This is a genomic window from Spirosoma sp., assembly GCF_048594605.1.
Classification (GTDB): Bacteria; Bacteroidota; Bacteroidia; order Cytophagales; family Spirosomataceae; genus Spirosoma.
In genome coordinates this window covers 16,120-37,975 of the sequence record NZ_JBMDWV010000384.1, presented here as the reverse complement: position 1 = coordinate 37,975, position 21,856 = coordinate 16,120, and the positions used below count along the sequence as shown (strand labels likewise).

General features: G+C 48.2%; 16 protein-coding genes. 13 read left to right on the top strand and 3 right to left on the bottom strand.

Translation table 11 applies throughout. The features are described from left to right. Nucleotide 1: 1 nt before the first annotated feature. Together ACOJS8_RS24010 and ACOJS8_RS24005 are read right to left on the bottom strand one after the other, a co-directional pair. On the bottom strand, nucleotides 2-424 hold the full coding sequence (locus tag ACOJS8_RS24010) for a hypothetical protein (protein WP_420151096.1): 423 nt from the start codon (nucleotides 422-424) through the stop codon (nucleotides 2-4). Nucleotides 425-494: 70 nt separating this feature from the next. Next, complete coding sequence (locus tag ACOJS8_RS24005; protein WP_420151095.1) at nucleotides 495-1,253, bottom strand: lysophospholipid acyltransferase family protein; 759 nt, start codon at nucleotides 1,251-1,253, stop codon at nucleotides 495-497. 153 nt (nucleotides 1,254-1,406) lie between these two features. Here ACOJS8_RS24005 and ACOJS8_RS24000 point away from each other — a divergent pair, with 153 nt between their 5' ends. The 13 genes from ACOJS8_RS24000 to ACOJS8_RS23940 all read left to right on the top strand — a co-directional run bounded on the left by ACOJS8_RS24000 (nucleotide 1,407) and on the right by ACOJS8_RS23940 (nucleotide 20,861). Beyond that, nucleotides 1,407-2,384: an acyl-ACP desaturase gene (locus ACOJS8_RS24000; RefSeq protein ID WP_420151094.1), complete on the top strand. Its 978-nt coding sequence runs from the start codon at nucleotides 1,407-1,409 to the stop codon at nucleotides 2,382-2,384. A gap of 1 nt (nucleotide 2,385) precedes the next feature. Further along, nucleotides 2,386-3,759 carry a sensor histidine kinase gene (locus ACOJS8_RS23995; RefSeq protein WP_420151093.1) on the top strand — a complete coding sequence of 458 codons (1,374 nt, stop codon included), beginning with the start codon at nucleotides 2,386-2,388 and terminating at the stop codon, nucleotides 3,757-3,759. Between the two features lie 144 nt (nucleotides 3,760-3,903). Beyond that, nucleotides 3,904-5,394, top strand: a complete 1,491-nt coding sequence (locus ACOJS8_RS23990; RefSeq protein WP_420151092.1) for a cellulose synthase family protein — start codon at nucleotides 3,904-3,906, stop codon at nucleotides 5,392-5,394. A gap of 268 nt (nucleotides 5,395-5,662) precedes the next feature. Beyond that, entirely contained in the window at nucleotides 5,663-13,261 is a 7,599-nt protein-coding gene (gene sprA, locus ACOJS8_RS23985; protein WP_420151091.1) for a cell surface protein SprA, read from the top strand. Nucleotides 13,262-13,424: 163 nt separating this feature from the next. Further along, on the top strand, nucleotides 13,425-14,483 hold the full coding sequence (locus tag ACOJS8_RS23980; RefSeq protein WP_420151090.1) for an aldo/keto reductase: 1,059 nt from the start codon (nucleotides 13,425-13,427) through the stop codon (nucleotides 14,481-14,483). Between the two features lie 106 nt (nucleotides 14,484-14,589). After that, nucleotides 14,590-14,973: a glycine cleavage system protein GcvH gene (gene gcvH, locus ACOJS8_RS23975; RefSeq protein ID WP_420151089.1), complete on the top strand. Its 384-nt coding sequence runs from the start codon at nucleotides 14,590-14,592 to the stop codon at nucleotides 14,971-14,973. 113 nt (nucleotides 14,974-15,086) lie between these two features. Next, nucleotides 15,087-16,415, top strand: coding sequence for a dihydroorotase (locus ACOJS8_RS23970; RefSeq protein ID WP_420151088.1), 1,329 nt, complete (start codon nucleotides 15,087-15,089; stop codon nucleotides 16,413-16,415). Beyond that, nucleotides 16,412-16,963 carry a DUF4199 domain-containing protein gene (locus ACOJS8_RS23965; protein WP_420151087.1) on the top strand — a complete coding sequence of 184 codons (552 nt, stop codon included), beginning with the start codon at nucleotides 16,412-16,414 and terminating at the stop codon, nucleotides 16,961-16,963. The genes ACOJS8_RS23970 and ACOJS8_RS23965 overlap by 4 nt, the downstream gene beginning before the upstream one ends. An 18-nt stretch (nucleotides 16,964-16,981) precedes the next feature. After that, nucleotides 16,982-17,503, top strand: a complete 522-nt coding sequence (locus ACOJS8_RS23960) for a DUF4199 domain-containing protein (RefSeq protein ID WP_420151086.1) — start codon at nucleotides 16,982-16,984, stop codon at nucleotides 17,501-17,503. A gap of 54 nt (nucleotides 17,504-17,557) precedes the next feature. Then, the gene (gene gldF / locus ACOJS8_RS23955; protein ID WP_420151085.1) at nucleotides 17,558-18,283 is read left to right on the top strand and encodes a gliding motility-associated ABC transporter permease subunit GldF; all 726 of its coding nucleotides are present in this window, start codon (nucleotides 17,558-17,560) and stop codon (nucleotides 18,281-18,283) included. Nucleotides 18,284-18,298: 15 nt separating this feature from the next. Further along, nucleotides 18,299-18,655: a VanZ family protein gene (locus ACOJS8_RS23950; protein ID WP_420151084.1), complete on the top strand. Its 357-nt coding sequence runs from the start codon at nucleotides 18,299-18,301 to the stop codon at nucleotides 18,653-18,655. Between the two features lie 75 nt (nucleotides 18,656-18,730). Continuing rightward, on the top strand, nucleotides 18,731-19,627 hold the full coding sequence (gnd, locus tag ACOJS8_RS23945; protein ID WP_420151083.1) for a phosphogluconate dehydrogenase (NAD(+)-dependent, decarboxylating): 897 nt from the start codon (nucleotides 18,731-18,733) through the stop codon (nucleotides 19,625-19,627). A gap of 145 nt (nucleotides 19,628-19,772) precedes the next feature. Then, nucleotides 19,773-20,861 (top strand): fatty acid desaturase family protein, encoded by a 1,089-nt coding sequence (locus ACOJS8_RS23940; RefSeq protein WP_420151082.1) that lies wholly within the window; start codon nucleotides 19,773-19,775, stop codon nucleotides 20,859-20,861. A 58-nt stretch (nucleotides 20,862-20,919) separates the two neighbouring features. Here the strand turns inward: ACOJS8_RS23940 and ACOJS8_RS23935 are convergent, their stop codons facing one another. Beyond that, on the bottom strand, nucleotides 20,920-21,795 hold the full coding sequence (locus tag ACOJS8_RS23935; protein ID WP_420151081.1) for a DNA/RNA non-specific endonuclease: 876 nt from the start codon (nucleotides 21,793-21,795) through the stop codon (nucleotides 20,920-20,922). Nucleotides 21,796-21,856: the final 61 nt, after the last annotated feature.

Here is a 21,856-nt window from a genome sequence, read left to right as displayed (position 1 = left end):
TTTATTTCAGCCGATCCAGCAGAATTGTGAGAATCTGTTGTTGTGTTTGGTCAAACTGAGTGAATTTCAGATTCACTTCCTGAAATCCTTTTTGCATTTCCTGTCGCAAATTATCGATCTGAGCTTGCTGTTGCTCAAACCGCTGATCTATTTGAAGCTGCTGATGATCAAGCCGCTGATCAACGCGGTCAAATCGCTGGTCCATTTGAGATTGTTGTTGTTCGAAACGTTGATCAACCCGATCAAATCGTTGTCGCATCTCAACCGTCAAGTCAGCGACGCCTTTAGCCGCAATTTTAGCGTTCAAGTCGGCACGAGTCGCAATCTCAAGAATTTGACCGTTCGACTCAATGAGACGATCTGTTTTCTGAGCTACATCAGCTAATATAGGTTCAATCTGATCTAGTCGCTTATCGGGAGTCATTCAAGCAGGAGATTTTTGTAAATATATGCATTCGTAGTTGTCAGTTACAAGTCAAACATTCGAAACTTTATCAAACTCCAGCCTGAATGGTATGTCCTAGCTCTTTGGCAATAGACTCTTGGGCCAGGCGTACCACTTCGTCGGGTGTGCGGCCGGTTGGTTCAATACCAGGCAACACGGTCCACGACATGCGCGAGAAAGATGTTAATGGAAACAGGCCTTTTGGGTTGAAATGTCCTGTTCCCCGAATGGCAATAGGGACAACAAGCGCACTCGGAGCCCGCTTTAGCAACGTAGCAACACCACCCGTAACAAATGGCTTCATTTCGCCCTGTGGAGAGCGGGTCCGGGTTCCCTCCGGAAAAATTACAGCAGAGCGTTTTGTTTCCTGAATGAGTTTCCCCAATCGGGCAATTTCAACGATAGCCTGTTTAGGATCTTTGCGATCAATAAGTGCCGCCCCGCTTTTTCGCAGGTTATACGAAACGCCTGGTATACCATGAGCGAGTTCTACTTTCGAGACAAAAATGGGCGTGTGTCGGCGAAGAAACCAGATGATCGGCGAAATATCGAACATGCTCTGATGGTTGGGCACGAAAATAATGGGGCGATCAGTGGGTAAATTGGCTTGGTTATTAAACTGGATGCTACTGCCCGTTAGGTACCAGCCATAGGAAATGGCCGCGTTCATCCAGTCGACTGTTTTTTTATGCGCCTGTTTACCGAATACATGAAAAGAGACGACCTGTGCTACGTGAAAAATTACTAATACTAAACCGAAATAAAGCAGATAAACGATGCTTAAACTATAATCCACAAGTTTTTTCATATAAAACGGCCGTCGCGATTTGACACCCCAAAATTAGTGATCCACTGATTTTTATCAGGAAGAAAAACAGGAACTGGACGAATTCAATCGTTTATATTGCCGAACTTTACAAAGTAGTTGATTTTTTGTCCATTTTACTGGGTTAATTGCCTCATGAGTTTATCAGGTTCACGTTTGGAAGTTATGCGATTTGTCGGTGAACGGATTGACGAATCCATTGATCAATTTTTGAAACCAGTTGAAAAATACTGGCAACCCTCTGATTTCTTGCCTGATACGACAAATGAGTCATTTCTCGATGAAGTAAAATACCTGCGTGAAAGCTGCCGGGAGCTTTCGTACGATTACATTGCCGTGCTCGTTGGTGACACCATTACAGAAGAAGCCTTACCCACTTATGAATCGTGGCTGATGGATATGGAAGGCATTGACCAGGCCAATCCGCACAGCTGGACGCGCTGGATACGTAGCTGGACTGCCGAAGAAAACCGGCACGGCGATCTGCTTAATAAATTTCTTTACCTGTCTGGGCGGGTCAATATGCACGCAATGGAGGTATCAACCCAGTATCTGATTGCGGATGGGTTCGATATCGGTACTGGGCGTGACCCGTATCGGAATTTTGTTTATACGTCGTTTCAGGAGTTGGCTACCAACGTATCGCACCGGCGAACGGCTACGCTGGCCAAGCAGGCAGGCTGCAATCAACTGTCGAAAATATGTGGCGTTATTGCCTCTGACGAAATGCGCCATGCCAAAGCCTACAAAGCCTTTGTGAGCCAGATCTTTGAAGTCGATGCGTCAGAAATGATGCTGGCTTTCGAGGATATGATGCGCAAAAAGATTGTGATGCCAGCTCATTTCCTGCGCGAAAGCGGGGTTAAACTTGGTGAAACATTTAGCCATTTCTCCGATGCGGCTCAGCGTTTGGGCGTCTATACAACACAGGACTATATTGACATCGCCGAGTCCTTATTAATTGACTGGGAAATTGGTTCCGTAACTGGTCTCAACGACGCTGGTCAGCGTGCCCGCGACTACCTGATGGCCTTGCCCGCCCGGTTACGTCGGGTAGCGGAGCGCACCAAAATTCCGGCGCTTGAATATCCATTTAGCTGGATTGCCGCGTAGTATGGACCGTTTCGCACTTGGTATTGGCTGGCGTATTGTCGGTATAATCGGCCTGACCAGTGCGATTACGTACTTCCATCTGCAGGAAAGCAACGGCTTCCTGATGTTTCCGTTGTTATGTGCAGATCTGTTCTTAATCGTAAACCTATACCGGTTCGTTACCAGCCTCAACCGTAAATTAACCCGATTTCTGGAGTCGGTACGTTATTCAGACTTTGCTGTTGCCTTTCGGGCCGACAGTAATCTGGGACCAACCTTTCATGAGCTAAATGAGCAGTTCAACGAAGTGCTGGATGCCTTTCGGCAGGCGAGGGCCGAGAAAGAAGCGAATCTTCACTACGTTAATACCATTGTTCAGCACGTAAGCGTTGGGCTGCTAACCTTCGATTCGGCCGGACAGGTGGAGTTGGTCAATCAAACGGCGTTACGTCTGCTGGGTATTTATCGGCTACGTACGCTCAACGACCTCAACAGCACTCATCCCGATCTGGCCGATCAACTACGTACTGCGGCCAGTTCGCCAACCCCTGTATCATACCAGACTGGCACAGACGGCGAATTGTCGGTGCGTTGTACGGCTGTACGGCTTCGAGGGCGATTGGTAACGGTCGTATCAATGCAGAACATTCGGACGGAGTTACAGCAACGCGAACTCGATGCCTGGCAGAATCTGACGAAAGTGCTACGTCATGAAATTATGAATTCAATTACGCCCATTGTATCGCTGGCCGGTACGATGCGCGATATTGTTGAAACTGATCTGGTGCCCCTGGCCGAACCCGTTACTGAACAAAGTCAGGCTTCGTCACCAAGCTTGCCGTCGTATGTCGGTGAGTCGATCAGCGATTTGCGTGATGCTCTGATAACTATTGAACAACGTGGCGCGGGCGTTATGCAGTTTGTGGATGCGTATCGTCATTTTACAACGATCCCGCAGCCCATTTTTGCCGATGTATCGGTTGAGCAGTTGCTACGTAGTGTGGTTCAACTGGCGCAGGCCAACGCCCCGAAAGCGGATATCAGCTGTAAAGTTTCCTCGCCCAACTTAGCGATTCGGGCCGATACGGCGCAGATCGAAATGGTGCTGATCAACCTGATTAAAAATGCCGTTGAGAGTTTAGAAAAAACGCAGGTTCCCGTTATTCATCTCGACGCCGAAGCTCTGGGACCACGCATAATTATTCGCGTAACGGATAACGGGCCAGGTATCGAGCCTGAAGCGCTGGAGCAGATTTTTATTCCCTTCTACACAACTAAGAAAACAGGCTCTGGCATCGGGTTGAGCTTATCACGCCAGATTATGCAGCTTCATAACGGCCAGCTCACGGCTGAGTCGACCCCCGGTGCGGGCAGTACGTTTAGTTTATTATTCTAAGCGCATCCATTTCAGCGGTTAAAATAGCTTTAGAATCGTTCCATTAGGTCATTATACCTAACTATTTGCTTCGTCAATACGTTACATCGCCTGAAGCCTTACCTGGCTATATGCAACGTTAGAAAATTTTACTTTTCATCACTTATGGAAATTCTGGTCCTGCTCTTATATGGACTGGCCCTGCTGCTGCTGTTTCTTTACAATTGTGGTCAGCTAAGCCTTATTATCATTTACATTCGTTCGGAACAAAAGCGCCGGAAAGCGGCTCAGTCAATCAATAATCTCTCGCCCGACGAATTGCCTCGTGTTACAGTACAACTTCCCGTTTATAACGAGCTATACGTAGTGGAGCGACTAATCGATGCGGTTGTGCAGCTACGTTACCCGAAAGATAAGCTTGATATTCAGTTGCTTGATGATTCTAGCGACGAAACCGTTGAGTTGATTGCCCAGAAAGTGAATAGCTACAAACAGCAGGGATTCGATATTGAGCACATTCGCCGACCCGACCGAAAAGGCTTTAAAGCTGGGGCGTTAGCGTATGGCCTCACGTTTGCCAAAGGTGAATTCATTGCCATTTTCGATGCTGATTTTGTGCCTGATCCAGAATTCCTTCTTAAAACGGTCCCGCATTTTGCCGATCCCAAAGTGGCTATCGTTCAAACCCGTTGGGAGCACCTTAACGAAGAATTTTCGCTGATGACGCAATTGCAGGCCTTTGGGCTTAACGCGCACTTTACCATCGAGCAGAGTGGTCGGCATGCTGCCGGATTTCTGGCTAATTTTAACGGAACAGGTGGTGTCTGGCGTAAGGTCGCTATTGCTGATGCGGGCGGCTGGCAAAGTGATACGTTAACGGAAGATTTAGACCTGAGTTATCGGGCACAACTACGGGGCTGGAAGTTCGTTTATCGTGAAGACATTGGCTCACCTGCTGAGCTGCCCGTAGCCATGAATGCGCTGAAATCGCAGCAGTACCGCTGGATGAAAGGGGCAGCCGAGTGCGCCCGGAAACTTTTCGGGAACGTCCTCCGAACACCGGGGATCTCTTTTTCGAAGAAGCTCCACGCTTTTTTTCACCTCTTCAGTAGCGCTACGTTCATTTTAGTTCTCATTCTGGGCGTAATGAGTGTACCTTTAATTTACATCCGCAGCCAGCATCCAGAATGGGAGTGGGTGTTTTTTATTATCAACCTGTTCCAGTTCAACTTATTGATTCTCATTACGTTCTATGGAATTCCCCTGTGGCTGCTGAAGCCAACCTCTAAAATCAAATTAGTCTGGTATTTTCCAATGTACTCTTCGCTGATGATGGGCCTCTCACTTCACAACACCATTGCCGTAATAGAAGGATATATAGGCCGCAAAACACCATTTATACGAACCCCAAAATTTAACGTCAAAGCGGCAACTGACAAATGGGATTCTAACAAATACGTGAATCGTCGGATTAACTGGCTAACCGTATTGGAAGGATTTTTATCCGTTTATTTTCTAGGGGGATTAGTATTGGCCGTTTACATTCAGGATTTCCGGATGTTTTTCCTGCACATTATGCTTATGGTTGGCTTTGGTATGGTGTTTATTTATTCACTCGCTCACAGGAAAGGCCGTTCAGAAGTGGTAAACGCCTGATAGGTGAAAATTAAATGAATAAATTATAGATATTTAATATGTAAACTTAATTGTAAAAATTATTCGATTTGGGTAACAGAGTTAATAGTATTGGTATAACATACACTAATTCGTATTTTTACGGGTTGTTTCAAGTAGAAAAGGCTGGATAGATAGATAGCTACCGTTCAAAAAATCTATCCTTGTCTTAGACGAACGGGCTTATGTTGGCCGTTTGATAGAAGAACACACCGTATACTACCAAATACTGAACCTGAAAGTGCCCTCAATGGTGAACCCTTACTTTGTTCACAATACTGTAGTTAATAGCCACCTCCTTGCTACCGCCAGCCGATTCCTGATTATGCCAAATGGTTGGCAAACCCTGGGTTTCTGGCTGCTTCTGGGGTTGGGTATAGGCTTCGGACAAGATCAGCCTGCGCCCGCCCGACGGGGTACTGCTACAAGGCGTCAACAGCAGGCTGCTGCCGATTCTGCCCGGGCAAACGCTCGTCGTCGGGCGGTAATGCGAGCTGATTCGGCCAAGCAAGCGCTGCAAAATCGGAATGATAGCATCCGGGCGCTACGTAGTGCCAATCGTCGGCCAAGCGTTAACTGGCCAGACCGCCGGGCTACTCGTTTCTCAGAAACGCCACCTAAATCGCCGTTTATTCTGCGTGATCCCAGAGGAGTTACTACGGATTTTAGACTGGCTCCGGATGGACGTATCGCTATCACAGAGCGGGTAGGAGCTGCCGGCCCCGGCAGTGCGGCTGGCGCAACACCAGCAACGTCTGGTACGGTTACTCCCGGCCAATCTGCGTCTGGATTGGCTATTCCACCATCGCAGTATGGGTTACCGTATCGACCCGCCGAAACGATTCCGTTTTCAACATATAATCAGATTCAAAATCAGCGGGTTGAACGAAGCCTATGGCGGGAGTACAGCGCAAAGCGGGACGGGCAAAGTGCGTTAAGTGGTCGGGGATTAATTCCTAAACTTGAGTTGCCGCCCATTATTGATCGGTTATTCGGCGGTAGTCAGATCGATTTTAAACCGAACGGTTTTGTTACGCTTGACTTTGGGTATCTCTATCAATTCATTGACAATCCGGTACTTCCGGTTCGACAACGTCGGAACGGAAACTTTCTGTTTAATGAGCAAATCAGCATTAACTTCAACGGTAAGGTTGGCGAAAAGCTGGGCGTTCTGGCTAATTTCGATACCAAGGCCAGCTTCAATTTTGAGAATGCGCTGAAACTCAACTACAATCCAGGCGGTAACTTACCCGCTCTGGGTTCGGGGCAGGGATTACCAAACTTACCCAATTTGCCAGGTACGCCGAATCTTCCGGGCGTACCGAATCCAAATGGCGCAAACTTGCCTGGATTTACACCCCAGAACGAAAATATAATTCAGGGACTCGAAGTTGGTAATATTAACTGGACTGTCAATAGCCAATTAATTCCGGGCGTACAAAACCTGTTTGGGCTTAAAACGCAGTTACGCTTCGGTAAGCTCAACGCTACGTTGGTGGCCTCGCAACAGCGATCTCGTAAGAGTGAAATTGTGCTGCGCGGGGGTACGTCGAATCGACCGTTTGAAATACGAGCTGATCAGTACGACGAAAACCGACATTTTTTCCTTTCTCAGTTTTTCCGGGCCAATTACGAAGCTTCACTGAAAACCTTGCCCCAGGTAACCTCTGGTGTGAATGTAACGCGGATTGAAGTATACGTTACGAACCGGACCAATACAACCGAATCGCTGCGAAATATTGCCGGGTTTCAGGATTTAGGGGAAGGCAATCCGTATGCACAAACGAACCCGATTTTGCCGCCTTTTTCCCGTAACAACCGGACGCCAACGGATAATGCAGCCAATGGACTTTATAGTAAGCTAACGTCCAGCTCTACCAATCCCTTCCGGGAGGTAAACCAGACCAATGAAGTGCTGACGGGTACGTATAATCTGGCGAACGGCACCGATTACAATTTGTTACGGGGCGCTAAACGTCTGACCGACCGGGAGTACAAACTGGAGGCCGACCTTGGGTATATTTCGCTGGTAACACCGTTACGTAACGACGAAATTCTGGCTGTCGCTTACGAATATACGTATCAGGGCCGTCGCTATAAAGTAGGCGAACTGACGGAGGATTATCAGGCTCGTAAAGACGATGAAGTACTGGTTTTAAAACTCTTAAAGTCGGCTACAATACGTAACAACCTGCAGTTACCAATGTGGAATCTGATGATGAAAAACATCTATTCTCTTGGTACCTCGCAGATTACCCGGCAAGGTTTTCAGCTGCGTATCATTTATAGAGATGACGTAACAGGAATCGATAATCCGAACCTTCAGGAAGGTCGCCGGACACAGAATCGTCCGCTGGTGCAACTGTTTGGAATGGACCGACTGAATCAGCAGCTGGATGCTCAGCCCGATGGTAATTTCGACTTTGTTGAGAATATTACCGTTGATAGTCGGTACGGCAAAATCATCTTCCCGACACTGGAGCCATTTGGTTCGTACCTGGAAAGGCAGTTTGACCCGGACGAGGACAATTACAAAGCGAAATACGTTTTTAATGAACTGTATCGCAGCACGCAGACCGATGCCTCGCAGATTGCCGACAAAAACAAATTTTTCCTGAAAGGGTCATTCCAGTCGGGTAACGGTGCCGAAGTGCAACTGCCTTATGGCGTTAGTGAGCAGTCGGTTACGGTAACGGCCGGTGGTGTACCATTAGTTTCGGGGCAGGATTACGTACTTGATGCACAGGTTGGCCGACTACGTATTGTCAACGAGAGCGTAACGAATTCGGGGCGCGAGATACGTATCAGCTACGAACAACCCGATCTGTTTCAGAATCAGATACGGACCCTCATCGGTACGCGCCTGGATTATGCGATCAACCGCGATGTAAGCATCGGTTTGACGGCAATGCACATGCGGGAGACGCCTGCTGGTTTTCTGACTCGTGTGGCACTTGGTAATGAGCCAGTCAACAACACCATTCTGGGCCTGAACGCGACAATCCGTAAAGATGCGCCCGGCTTGACCCGTATGCTGGATGCGCTGCCTTTGGTACAGACAAAGGAAATGTCGACCGTTCAATTTAATGGCGAAGTGGCTCAATTATTTCCCGGAACGAACCCGCGTGCTAATAATGAAAGCTACCTGGACGATTTTGAAGCGGCTCGTACGATCTTCGACCTGACCCGTCAGTCAACACGCTGGCGATTGGGCGCTACCCCACAGCAGTTTCCACAAGGATCGTTTTCTGATCCACTACCATACGGATACAACCGGGCACTCGTCTCCGTTTACTCTGTTGATCCTAGCTTGTATTCGACGGGTGGAGTTGGCGTAGTGTCAAATGTTGATCCCGACGATGCCAAGCGACACGTATACGAACGATATTTTTTACCAACCGATCTGTTCCCTGGTCGATCAGTGCGCCCGGTTCAATTGCCCGAAAGCATTCTGGATGTGTCGTATTTCCCGAGCGAGCGGGGTATGTACAACTATAACCCCAATCTGACGGCTGCGGGGCTGTTGCCTAATCCAAGAGGTAATTTCGGGTCTCTGTCACGGGCCATTTCATCCGATAACGATTTTGATAACGCCAACATCGAGAACATTACGTTCTGGCTAATGGACCCGTTCGTGCAGGGAGAAGCTGGTAAAATTCGCGCGGGTGCCGATCCTAGTCAGCATACCAACAATACGACGGGAGGGAAACTGATTTTCAACCTGGGTGATATATCGGAAGACGTAATTAAAGACAGCCGGTACGAGTTTGAAAACGGTTTCCCGATTAGTGAGAACAACGCCAATAACCGGGTTGGTGGGGTCGAAACAACAAGCTGGGGAAATGCGCCAACGCAGCAATTCGTAACCAACGCTTTCCAAAGTGGTGCCCGCGAGCGACAGGACATTGGTCTGGACGGGTTAAGCAGTCAGCCAAATATCCCAACGGGCGTAACGTCGGAGCAGGAATTTTATAGAAATTACCTGAACACGATTCAGAGCCGGGTAACGAATCCAGCGGTATTGTCTGATATCCAGAGTGACCCTTCCGGCGACGACTTTAAGTTCTACCTTGGTGAAGAAGCCGATCAGCAGCGGTATATCGTAGCGCGCTACAAGCGGTATATGGGTATGGAAAATAACTCGCCCGAAAATACCAGCACCAATCAATTTCTGACGCCTGCATCCACTACGTTGCCTGATATCGAAGACCTTAACATTGATAACACCATCAACGATAACGAAGCGTATTATGAATACGAAGTAGACCTGCGACCGGGAAAATTAGAGGTTGGCGCTTCCAAATATATTGTTGATAAAGTAACCGTTCCGTCGGAAGGAGCACCCGGAGGATCTGTTACGTGGTATCAATTCCGGATTCCGGTGCGGGAACCGTTACGTAAGGTAGGTAGCATCAACGGATTTAAGTCCATTCGTTTTATGCGGATGTACATGACCGATTTTGCTGAACCCGTGGTGTTGCGGTTTGCGCAACTACAAATGGAAGCCAACCAGTACCGTAAGTATACGGGCGATCTGACGCAGCGTGGCTTGCAGGAAGTTCCGGAGCCTTACGATGCGAATTTCACCGTTTCGACGGTAAATATTGAAGAGAACAGCGGGGCGCAGGTATCGGCTCAGGGGGGCGACAAATACATTTATTCAGTACCACCCGGCTATGTTCGCGACCGCGATTACACGCAGGTTAGCACGGTTGAATTGAACGAGCAATCGATGCGGATGAGCGTAACGAATCTGCGCGATGGCGACTCGCGGGGTGCATTCCGGAATACGAATTTCAATCTGCTGTTCCGGGAGCGGTTGAAGATGTTTATCCACATGCACAATGAGACCAACGAAAATGGGCAGGTATCTGCTTTTGTGCGCCTGGGAACGGACTACACCGATAACTATTACGAGATTGAAATTCCAAATCTTGTGGCTACGCCCCCAGGCAATCAGCCGTCGGAAGTGGTCTGGCCTTCGGCTAACGATCTGGACATTGCGTTTGATGAACTGATTGCCATGAAAACGAATCGAAATCGGCAATTCACTCGTCAGTATTCGCTGCCTTATACGGAGCTTTCAGCCAATGGACGGTATCGATTAACCGTTGTCGGCAACCCCGATTTAAGTTCGGTGCAGTCGGTGATGATTGGGCTACGTAACCCTAAAATTCAGGGTGATGGCGAACGGCCCAAATCGTTTACTATATGGGTCGATGAGTTGCGGGCAAACGGCTACGATCAGCACGCGGGGGTAGCGGCCGTAGGTGCGGTGAATATGAAACTTGCGGACCTTGGTACGTTGACGGCTTCCGGTAAAGTCACTACGTTTGGCTTCGGCGGTGTGCAAACCCGCATTGGTGAACGGGCGCTTGAAACAACTTCGGAGTTTGGTATATCGTCGGCTCTGGCGCTCGACAAGTTTCTGCCTGCTACGTGGGGGCTTCGAATTCCGTTCTATATCAATTACGACCACCGGAACGTAAGCCCGCACTTTGACCCGCTCGACCCTGACGTACCGCTGGAGACGTCGCTTACAACAAGAGCCGAATCGGACCGCGACAACTACCGTCGGATGGTGGAAGACAATACCACACGTCGGGGGTATAATTTCTCGAATGTTCGGAAAATAAAGACCAATCCAAATTCGAAAGCGCACTTCTGGGATATTGAAAATTTCGCGTTTACGTATGCCTTTAATGATACGAAACGTACCAATATACTGACGCAGGAGTATTTACAGGACCAGTACAGAGGAGGAATTGCCTATACGTTTAGTGAGCAGCCAAAACCGTTTGAACCCTTCCGCAACGTACAGTCGTTTGAAGCGCCTTATCTGCGTTGGCTGAAAGATTTTAACCTGACGCTGCTGCCGTCTCTGGTTTCGATACGTGCCGATATGGACCGGAGTTTCATTAAAACACAGCTCCGCTCGTCGGATTTGACGACGAATGGCATTTTACCACAGTTTGAAAAATATTTCCTTTTCAATCGGTACTACGATCTGACTTGGAACCTGACCCGCAGTTTGGTAGTGACCTATAAAGCACAGGCCAATGCACTCATTGACGAACCCGCGGGCGAGATCAATACACAGGTCAAACGGGATTCAATCTGGAGCAGTATTAAGAAACTCGGCCGGATGAAAAATTTCGTACAGGACATCCGCGCTACGTACCGCTTACCGTTAGACAAGATTCCGCTGGTCGACTGGATTGCGGCTGATGCCGTGTACGGAGTAGGTTACCAGTTTCAGGCCAATTCCTTTGGTGTTGCCGATACGCTCGGTGTTCCTTTCGGGAATATTATACGTAACAACCGCGAACGGGGAATTACGGGTCGTGTCGATTTGATACGGTTATATAACAAGATTCGTTACTTGCGCTTTGCTAACACGCCGTCGCCGGTTCGGAAAAATTTCGCTCGGAACCCAGGGGATATTGAGGAAATTGAACGTAGTGAAAGCGGTGTTCTTAAAAACTTTACGCGGACGCTGCTAACAGTACGGGGCATTAACTTCTCGTACACCGTTCAGGAGTCGACCATTCTGCCGGGCTTTCTGCCTACGCCTACATTCTTTGGCGTGGATGGTTCCAACATGAACGCGCCCGGCCTTGGTTTTGTGCTGGGCAGTCAGGCGAACGATATAGCGTACAGAGCGGCCGCAAAGGGTTGGTTATCACCCAGTACGGTGCTGAATACGGCTTTTCAGCAAAATCTGACAAAGAAGTTTACGGCGAATACGACGCTGGAGCCTTTCAAAGATTTCCGGATGCAGATTAACTGGCGTCTGGATCGCACCGATGCGTACCAGGAGTATTACCGTCCGGGATCGCAGGGTGGACCGTTTGAGACGTTTTCAGCGGTACGTAACGGACAATTCAGCATGTCGTTCTGGTCGTTCCGCACAGCCTTCAGTGGATTACGTGATGATAATACGTCACCTATTTTTGATCGATTTGAAAGCTATCGTCAGTTCTTTATTGATAAGCTGACAGCGGCCAATCCTGAAAAAACAGGTAATTACACCGCTACGTCGCAGGACGTACTGATTCCGGCCTTCTTTGCTGCGTATAGCGGGATTAAGGTAGAAAAGCTGGATAAGGCACCCCTGTCGCCCTTTTTTAGTTTTCCGCTCCCGAACTGGCAGATTACGTATAATGGCATCTCAGGATTGCCCTTTATTCAGAAACGATTCAGCGCGTTTACGATCAATCACAGCTACTCATCAACGTACAGCGTCGGAAACTTCATTTCGAATCTGGATTATGGTGCGGCTTATGTAAACCTAGCTGTACAGGGTTATCAAATGGCATCCGCTGTTAACCAGTTGGGTCAGTTTGTGCCCGTATTTGCCATGAGTACTATTACGATGTCGGAGAAATTTGCGCCGATGCTGGGTGTTCAGTTTCAGACCAAAAGCAGGGTTACGGGCCGACTGGAGTATAACCAGAGCCGGGACGTAGCACTAAGCCTGTCGAACTCGCAGGTTGCTGAATTGTCGAATAAAGATCTGACCGCTTCGATGGGCTTCACGAAGCAAAATATGCGCGTTCCATTCGGCATTGGTGGTGGAAACAAACGGCTCAAAAACGATCTGACATTCTCGCTGGCACTGACATTCCGGGACACGCGAGCTATTCAGCGGAAGCTGGATGACGTGCAGATCATCACGGCCGGTAATGTAAACTTCCAGCTACGTCCGCAGGTGAGCTACATCGTCAGCCGCCGACTTAATCTGAACTTCTATTTCGACCGGACGTTCAATGATCCGCTGGTGTCGAATTCCTTCCGCCGGGCCACTACGTCGGGTGGCGTGCAGGTGAAGTTCAATCTGGCGGAATAAAATACTACGTTGCCTTCGCGAATGACCCAGCGATGAGATCTTTTTTGAGAAGATCTCATCGCTGGGTCGTGTATTACTAGGTGAAAAAACGATTAAGAACCCTCGTTAAATCAACAAACCATTCCATTACGTTGTTGACCTGATAAACTCAATTAGACGACGTATGAAGTATCATTCTCTCGGAAACACAGGCGTATTAGTCTCCGAAATTTGCCTCGGTACCATGACTTTCGGCGGTGCTGGTTACTGGAAAGCCATCGGCGAGTTGCCTCAGGATGAAGTAAATGGCATTGTTAAGACAGCCATTGATAACGGTATTAATTTTATTGATACAGCCAACGTCTATTCGTTTGGCGAGTCAGAAAAGCTACTGGGCGAGTCAATTAAGTCGCTTGGGTTATCGCGGGATGAACTTGTGATTGCTACGAAAGTACGTGGTCGTATGGGCGACGGAAAAAATCAGGTTGGGCTGGGTCGCCTGCAGATTATGCAGCAAATTGAAGGCAGTTTGAAACGGCTGCAAATGGATCACGTTGACCTGTACCAGATTCATGGATTCGATCCGATAACTCCACTGGAAGAAACCATGCGTGGACTGGAGGACGTGGTACGTAGCGGCAAGGTGCGTTACATCGGTTGCTCGAATCTGGCGGCCTGGCAGGTGATGAAAGCGAATGGCATCGCTGAAAAAAACGGCTGGACAACGTTTGTGTCTACTCAGAATTATTATTCCATTGCCGGTCGTGATCTTGAAAACGAAATCGTTCCGATGGTACAGGATCAGCAGATGGCCATTTTGCCGTGGAGTCCATTGGCGGGCGGTTTTCTGTCCGGAAAGTACACGCGCGACAACAAACCGGCAGATGGGTCGCGTCGGCTAAACTTTGATTTTCCGCCCGTCGATCAGGAAAAAGCGTACGATATTATTGAGGTTATGCAAACGATTGCTGAGGAGCATGGTGTTTCAGTCGCCCGAATTGCTTTAGCGTGGGTATTGGCTAAGCCGGGCGTAACAAGCGTGATTATCGGTGCAAAAAACACGGATCAGTTACTGGATAATATTCAGGCCGCCGACATTACCCTGACGCCGGAACAGCTTAAAAAGCTCGACGAAATAAGTGCTACGTCAAAGCCTTATCCCCAATGGATGATTGAGCGCCAGAGTGGTGATCGGTTAGGAGCCTACAATTTTAATCCGAATCAGTCGACTGTAACAAAATAGATTAAGATGCGGCTGGCTTAACGCAACAGTAGTCCGGCCGCATTAGTGTTTGCAAATTCGGCCTCGTCTGCCGTATTTTGTACTTATCAAAATAACGATCTCAAGAATGAATTTTCCTGCAGAATTGAGCTATACTGAGGATCACGAGTGGATTCGTCTGGACGATGATGGTACAGCTGTAATAGGCATCACGGAATTTGCTCAGCATGAATTGGGCGATATTATCTACATTGATGTAACTACGGTTGGCCAGTCGCTGGCAAAAGGTGACGTGTTTGGGGCCGTTGAAGCCGTTAAAACGGTGTCTGATCTATTTTTGCCAATTGAAGGTGAAATACTTGAACTAAACCCGGCCATTGAAAAAAGTCCTGAACTGCTCAACAGCGATCCTTATGGCGAAGGCTGGATCATCCGGCTACAGCCAGTTGACGTAGCTCAAAAAGAAGCTTTGTTAACCGCTGACGCCTATCGGGAGTTAGTCGGTGCCTGATAAATTATTTTTTTAGTGTAAGGCTCCGCAAGGAGCCTTTTTTTTAGAAATACTGCTCAAGCGCAACTGCCCTGTTTCCAGCTTCGCTCCCTAAAAAGAGTGAGGTCTTATTTATGAAGACTCTAATCCGTTCTGCTCATATTATTGATAGTGCTTCGCCGTTTGATGGACAAATCGTTGATATTCTGATCGACAATGGTCTGATTAGCCAAATCGGTACAAATCTGGAAGCTAATTCCCGAACTCGCGTAATAGAAGTCGATAGCATACACGCATCACCAGGCTGGATTGATCTGCGTGTGTCCGCTCAGGACCCTGGTTACGAACACAAAGAAGACCTGACCAGCGTATGCCGGGCGGCAGCCGCTGGTGGCTTTACCGACATTGCCGTGTTGCCCAATACGCAGCCCGTTGTTGATGCTAAAGGTACCCTGGGCTACGTTCGGCGCATGGCTGAAGGACAACCCGTTCAGGTTCACGTTATTGCGGCTGTAACCAAAGAAGCGGCCGGGGAAGATTTTACCGAGATGCTCGATTTGCACCATGCCGGCGCTATTGCATTTTCGGATGGAACGCACCCGTTGCAAAATCCGGATCTGCTCCTGAAGACTCTACAATATCTACAGCCAATCAATGGGCTGCTGATGAACCGTCCGGAAGAAACGCTGCTGACGCGTTTTGGGCAAATGCATGAAGGAGTTCAGAGTACGTTGCTGGGGCTGAAAGGAATGCCTGCCTTAGCCGAAGAGTTGATCATTGAGCGTGATTTACGGCTGCTGGACTATGTGCTTGGGGCAGAGAGCAGTTGGAAGACGGCAGAAGGGTTGGGGCAGGAGAGTGGGAAAGAGGTAGCACCCTCTGCCCTTCACTTCTCTACCATTTCTTCGGCCCGTTCAGTTGAGTTGATTCGTCAGGCTAAGGCGAAGGGGTTGCCTGTGAGTTGCGACGTAGCGGCTCATCAACTGGTTTTCGATGATTCGGCTTTGGCCGGTTTTGACACCAATCTAAAGGTAAATCCGCCGTTTCGGTTGCCGAACGACGTAGCGGCTCTTTGGGCCGGATTAGCCGATGATACGATCGACGCCATCGTATCCGACCATTTGCCGCAGGATGCCGAGAGTAAAAATCTGGAGTTCGATCAGGCTGAATTTGGCGTACTCGGTCTGGAAACTGTATTTGCTGCTGCCGTTACGTACAATCGAGCACTTCCACTACCGAAACTCGTGGAGAAGATTTCGACCCGACCCCGACAAATTCTTCGGCTTCCAGCTATACGTATCGCCGAAGGCGAAATGGCTACGCTAACGCTTTTTGATCCGGCTGGTACGTGGACATACGATCGGACGTATTCTAAATCCAAAAACTCACCGTTTTTGGGTAAAACACTTACCGGCCGCGTTATAGGAACCGTATATCACGGTCAATTCAATCCAGGCTTATGAAATCGATTCTCAATTATTTTTCAAGCCCTTTGTTGAAGATTCCGCTTCTGGCGGGGCTGATAACCGGGGTGTTGTGTTTTCTGTATTTTCTGGGATTGTATTTTCTCGGTATACCGGCGCTGGGAAATATCCGGGTGCTTGATTATGGCATTCATATTATTGTAATGATTGCTACCGTCTGGTATTACCGCAAATACATCGGCCATGGCCGACTTCATTTGTGGGAAGGCTTAACCATCGGTTACGTACTGAATACTATAGCTGCCTTAATTACGGGCTGGCTTGTTTATCTGTTTGTGACCCAGATAGATCCGGGGGTCTTCACTGAATACGTAATCAATTCAAAAAAACTGCTCTTGGACGGGAAAAAGCAGATTACAGATCAGTTCGGGCCGGAAACGTTTGCGGAGCAATGGAACAAAGTTGTCAACATGCAGCCTTCTGTATTGTTACCCGACGAACTAAGTAAAAAGACGGCGCTGGCCGTTCTGCCTGTACTGATCATTTCTCTTATCTTCCGCAAACAGGATTATAGCGTTTTGCAATAGAACAGCCTGCTCATAGTCATGAATGAAAAACCCTCAGTTGCCCGTATCGCCCTAAAATGGGGGCTTATTCTAGGTATTTCGCTGTCCATAATCACGCTGATTGCTTATCTGACGGACCAATCGTCCAATCCCTGGTTTAGTGCCCTGACGGCTTTGGGCGTAGTGGCCTGCCTGGTGACCGGAATGCGTGACTTCAGGACCCAGAATGGCGGTTACAGTACGTACGGAGAAGGGCTGAGCGTTGGAGCGCTTTTGTCGGCAGTTGCCGGATTGGTTTCGTCATTATTCAATACGTTCTATACGGTGCTCATCGACCCAACTGTCCAACAGCGGGCGTTGGATCTGGCCCGTGAACGAATGGAAGCACAGGGCAACCTGTCGGATGAGCAGATTGATCAGGCTATGGAAATCTCGCAAAAGTTTCAGTCACCAGGTTTTACGTTCATTGCGGGCGTTTTCGGGACCTTGATCATGGGCTTTCTTCTTTCGTTAATTGTGGCGGCATTTATACGTCGAAACAAAACAAATCCGTTTGAGTAAAAGTAGTTTGTAGTTGCTGGTCGTCAGTGGCAGATGACTTAACACCTTATTCCCGTGCTGGCCATTTTTCGTAAAGAAATTAATCAGTTCTTCTCGTCGCCCATTGCCTATATCATCATGGGGGTATTTCTCACAGCCATTGGTTTGATGCTTTGGGTATTTCCGGATACAAGTCTGCTTGAAAACGGCTACGCCGATATGGGCACGTTCTTCAACCTGGCGCCCTACGTCATGCTCTTTCTGGTACCTGCTGTTACCATGCGTTCCATAGCCGACGAAGTCCGTGCTGGTACGCTCGAATGGTTATTGACGAAACCGGTTAGTCAGTGGGGGGTTGTCGGCGGCAAATTTCTGGCGAGCTGGTTGCTGGTTGTTCTTACGCTGCTGCCTACGTTACTGTATTACGTTACGCTCTATCAGCTTGGCTCTCCCGTTGGCAATATCGATTCGGCGGGTGTTTCTGGCTCATATATCGGCTTGTTTTTATTAGCAGGCGTATTTGTGGCCATCGGCTTGTGGGCATCGTCACTCAATGATAATCAGGTTGTTGCTTTCGTATTGGGTGTGTTCTTCTGCTTTTTGTTATACGTAGGATTGAGTGCCCTGGCCGGGCTATCGATCCTGGGTAACGTAGCGTATTACGTATCATCGTTGGCGCTCGATGAGCAGTATCGATCGCTTGGCCGGGGCGTTATTGACTCGCGCAGCGTTATCTATCTGCTTAGTTTACTGATCTTTTTTCTCTTCCTTACGGTTCAAAGGCTAAAAGCTACGAACTAAGAACTACTTCCACGAATGAATTTTACAACTATAATGCGCTGGTTGGCCATTATCTGGACAGTCATTATGTTGCTGGGTTGCCTGACTCCTCACGCTGAAATACCTGGCCCGATCGTAGATATAAATGACAAACTAATGCACGTTGTCATCTTCGCTCCGTTCTCTCTGTTGTGGATAATAGCAGGTTTTCGAGTAAACACTGTGCTGATTGCCGGGTTTCTATTTGGAGCATTGATTGAATTTCTTCAGTACGTACTACCCATTAACCGTAGTGCTGACTGGATTGACTTATTTGCCGACTGTATCGGAACGGTAGTAGGAGCGGGACTGGCGCTGGCCTGGCATCGCTTATTTCCGAATCGTAATTTTTAATACAATTCTATTGACTTCGCGAGAGGGCGTCTGGGAAAAAAATGCCAATTTGACCCTCTTAAATCATGGATCGTTATGAACATTGGATTTATTGGCTTAGGAAAAATGGGGTTCAACCTCGTCGGCAATTTGATAAGACATGGCCACCAGGTTGTTGGCTATGATATTAACGAGGCCTTAGTTGAAGAAATCAAAACCGAAGGTGCACAGGGTGTTAATTCGCTGCAGGATCTTTACAAAGCCTTGCCCGAAAAGCGTGTTTTGTGGCTGATGATTCCAGCAGGGCCATTGATCGATAATGTAATTGAGCAGTTACTGGCGTTTATGCAACCCGGCGACGTTGTAATTGACGGTGGAAACTCGCACTATAAAGACTCGATTCGGCGGCATGATTACCTGAAAGAAAAAGGTATTGGTTTTCTGGACTGCGGCACCAGTGGAGGCATCAGTGGAGCGTTGAACGGCGCTTGTACAATGGTTGGCGGTGACCCTGACGTAATAGAACCACTGCATGGCGTTTTCAGGGACATCTCCGTTGAAGATGGCTATTTGTATACTGGCCCCTCAGGAAGTGGACATTTTACCAAAATGGTGCACAATGGCATTGAATATGGCATGATGCAATCCATAGCCGAAGGGTTTGAAGTATTACAGAAAAGTCAGTTTAACCTCGACTTTGAGGCTGTTGCCAAAATGTGGAATCACGGTTCTGTTATTCGCAGCTGGTTGATGGAACTGACCGAAAATGCGTTCAGTAAAGATCCAAAGCTGGATGCAATACGAGGTCGGATGTTCTCATCAGGCGAAGGCAAGTGGACACTCGAAACAGCGCTCGATCTGGGAGTACCTACGCCGGTGATTGCGCTCTCGCTGATAATGCGCTATCGATCGCTCCAAGACGATACGTTTACGGGTAAAGTAGTGGCTGCCTTGCGAAATGAATTCGGCGGGCATGCCGTCGAGAAAAAATAAAATTCCGTTATAGCGGAATTTTGGTCAATCTTATTCCCTTTTTTTCGTTAGCATTGTAGTAAGGTTCGGACAGTTTCGATTGTCATCACGCTATCGAAACCGCCCGAACCTTTTTTATAACCTTTGCTAATCGCCGTAAACATTCATGAAGTTACTTAGCACGATTCAGGACCCTACGTTCACCAAAAAAGATTATACCCGGCTCGACCGCTTTTTTGTCCAACTCATCAAAGACGAACGCGATCTGCCCTTTATTTATCTGACCCTTCGTATTACGTTTATCCTGATTCCCCTGAGTGTTCTGCTATTCATGCCATTTGTGACGGGCTGGTTGTGGTGGACGGTAGCTGCAGCCCATTTTTACGTAAGCAATTTTGTGTTTAAGGGCCCTTTCGGGCTGATGTTACACTGCACGAGTCATCGGCAATTTTTTAAATCAGAGCATGGCTGGATGAACAATTATCTGCCGTGGGTATTGGCACCGTTTTTTGGTCATACGCCTGAAACCTACTATAGCCACCACATCGGCATGCATCATCCCGAAAATAATCTCGAAGATGACGACAGCAGTACAATGACGTTCCAGCGTGATAGCTTTCGAAGTTTCCTGGCTTATTTTGGCCGATTTTTTGTTGTGGGTGTCCGGAATTTGCTGAATTATCTGCGCCGGAAAAATCGTTCAAAGCTGGCAACGCGTGCACTAACAGGTGAAATTATATTTGCTATAGGCTGCGTAGTGCTCTGTTTCATAAATTGGCCAGCTACGTTATTAGTTTTCTTAGTTCCCCTTGTCATCTACCGCATGATTGCAATGGTGGGAAACTGGACGCAGCACTCATTTGTCGATTTCGACGACCCAGGCAATGCTTATAAAAACAGCATTACGTGCATTAATGTGAAATACAATAAAAAGTGCTGGAACGATGGCTACCACATCAGTCACCACGTTCGGCCCGCTATGCATTGGACGGAGCACCCGACGTTTTTTCAGAAAACAATTGATAAATACGCACAGAACCAAGCGATTATTTTTGATGGGCTGGACTTCCTGCAAATTTTTTCCCTGCTGATGCGAAAGCGATACGATTTGCTGGCCAAGAACATGGTTAATGTAAATGGTGCATTTGCCAGCGATGAAGAAGCTATTGCTCTGCTACGTCGTCGGACAAAGAGAATTCCGCTTCAATCGACTGTTTTGGCGCAGCCCGAAGTGGCTACTGCTATTGCTGCCTAAATCGATTACCCGGGGCCACCGATAGCTGTGTTTACGGCGCTGTCAGTGGCCCTGACATTTAGTTGATTCCGCCATCAACGCGCATTTCGATATGCCGTTGCGTATCCACATCGATGTTGGATAGAAAATCGTATCCCGTCAGAATTTCCAGCGCATCAATGCTCGTTAAATAAGCTTGCCAGGGTTTATCAGCCGCCGACTGCGTATTCGGAATATTGACGGCAATGACGCGCGTGCTGGGCGTAAGCTGAAACGTATCGTCAGTGCCGGTCGGAACTACAATCAGAATCTTCCATAATGTGGCAGGAACGGTAAGTTTTCCACCGGCTAATGACGTAGCAGAACCATTTTGACCGGTGCCTCCTGTACCGCTTGTTCCGGCCATAATATACACGTCATTCCCGTTGTTCATCAACTGTCGTTCGTAATCTTCCAGACTCTTCCAGACTTCCCGGTTGTGGCGTGGCGCCTGAGGAACAATGTTGGTCAGAAAGAACGTAGCGGCATTGTCTTCAGGCGTAGCATCACGGTCGTCGGACGGACAGAGGTGGCCCCGGTCGAAGCCCGTGTTTGTATAATCGGACGTACGAACAGCATACCAGCCCTTTGGAATTAGCGGATCTGGTCGAAAGTCATTCGTACGCTTACTGTCCCCTTTCCAGGAGGTGCTTAGACGCCAGCTTACCCAATTGGCAATACCTCGACTGCGGCTGTAAGAAAGCATGTATTGTGGACGAGTGATCAGATAATTTTCCGGATCGTTCGCTGACGCGCCACTTGGATTGCCTAATGCCAGGTTGTCGGTGCGATTAAGAAGCCCCTTGACGGGTAGCGCTGGACGTACCGTTCGACATCCGTTCAGCAGTAGCCCCAGCGTAACGGCCAGAAGGATTGTTTTCAGTTGATACGTTATCTGAATTGATTTTGCTGACATTCTTACGAACTTTACATTTCTATATACCTACTAATTTTCTGCTACACTTTATAAAGCACTA

Excerpts from the sequence above, each read along its gene's own strand:
- ACOJS8_RS23950 (WP_420151084.1), top strand. The coding sequence starts at position 18,299 with ATGAATTTTACAACTATAATGCGCTGGTTGGCCATTATCTGGACAGTC.
- sprA (WP_420151091.1), top strand. The coding sequence starts at position 5,663 with ATGGTGAACCCTTACTTTGTTCACAATACTGTAGTTAATAGCCACCTC.
- ACOJS8_RS24000 (WP_420151094.1), top strand. The coding sequence starts at position 1,407 with ATGAGTTTATCAGGTTCACGTTTGGAAGTTATGCGATTTGTCGGTGAA.
- ACOJS8_RS23935 (WP_420151081.1), bottom strand. The coding sequence starts at position 21,795 with ATGTCAGCAAAATCAATTCAGATAACGTATCAACTGAAAACAATCCTT.
- ACOJS8_RS23980 (WP_420151090.1), top strand. The coding sequence starts at position 13,425 with ATGAAGTATCATTCTCTCGGAAACACAGGCGTATTAGTCTCCGAAATT.
- ACOJS8_RS23970 (WP_420151088.1), top strand. The coding sequence starts at position 15,087 with ATGAAGACTCTAATCCGTTCTGCTCATATTATTGATAGTGCTTCGCCG.
- ACOJS8_RS24010 (WP_420151096.1), bottom strand. The coding sequence starts at position 424 with ATGACTCCCGATAAGCGACTAGATCAGATTGAACCTATATTAGCTGAT.
- gcvH (WP_420151089.1), top strand. The coding sequence starts at position 14,590 with ATGAATTTTCCTGCAGAATTGAGCTATACTGAGGATCACGAGTGGATT.
- gnd (WP_420151083.1), top strand. The coding sequence starts at position 18,731 with ATGAACATTGGATTTATTGGCTTAGGAAAAATGGGGTTCAACCTCGTC.
- ACOJS8_RS23995 (WP_420151093.1), top strand. The coding sequence starts at position 2,386 with ATGGACCGTTTCGCACTTGGTATTGGCTGGCGTATTGTCGGTATAATC.
- ACOJS8_RS24005 (WP_420151095.1), bottom strand. The coding sequence starts at position 1,253 with ATGAAAAAACTTGTGGATTATAGTTTAAGCATCGTTTATCTGCTTTAT.
- ACOJS8_RS23940 (WP_420151082.1), top strand. The coding sequence starts at position 19,773 with ATGAAGTTACTTAGCACGATTCAGGACCCTACGTTCACCAAAAAAGAT.
- ACOJS8_RS23960 (WP_420151086.1), top strand. The coding sequence starts at position 16,982 with ATGAATGAAAAACCCTCAGTTGCCCGTATCGCCCTAAAATGGGGGCTT.
- ACOJS8_RS23965 (WP_420151087.1), top strand. The coding sequence starts at position 16,412 with ATGAAATCGATTCTCAATTATTTTTCAAGCCCTTTGTTGAAGATTCCG.
- ACOJS8_RS23990 (WP_420151092.1), top strand. The coding sequence starts at position 3,904 with ATGGAAATTCTGGTCCTGCTCTTATATGGACTGGCCCTGCTGCTGCTG.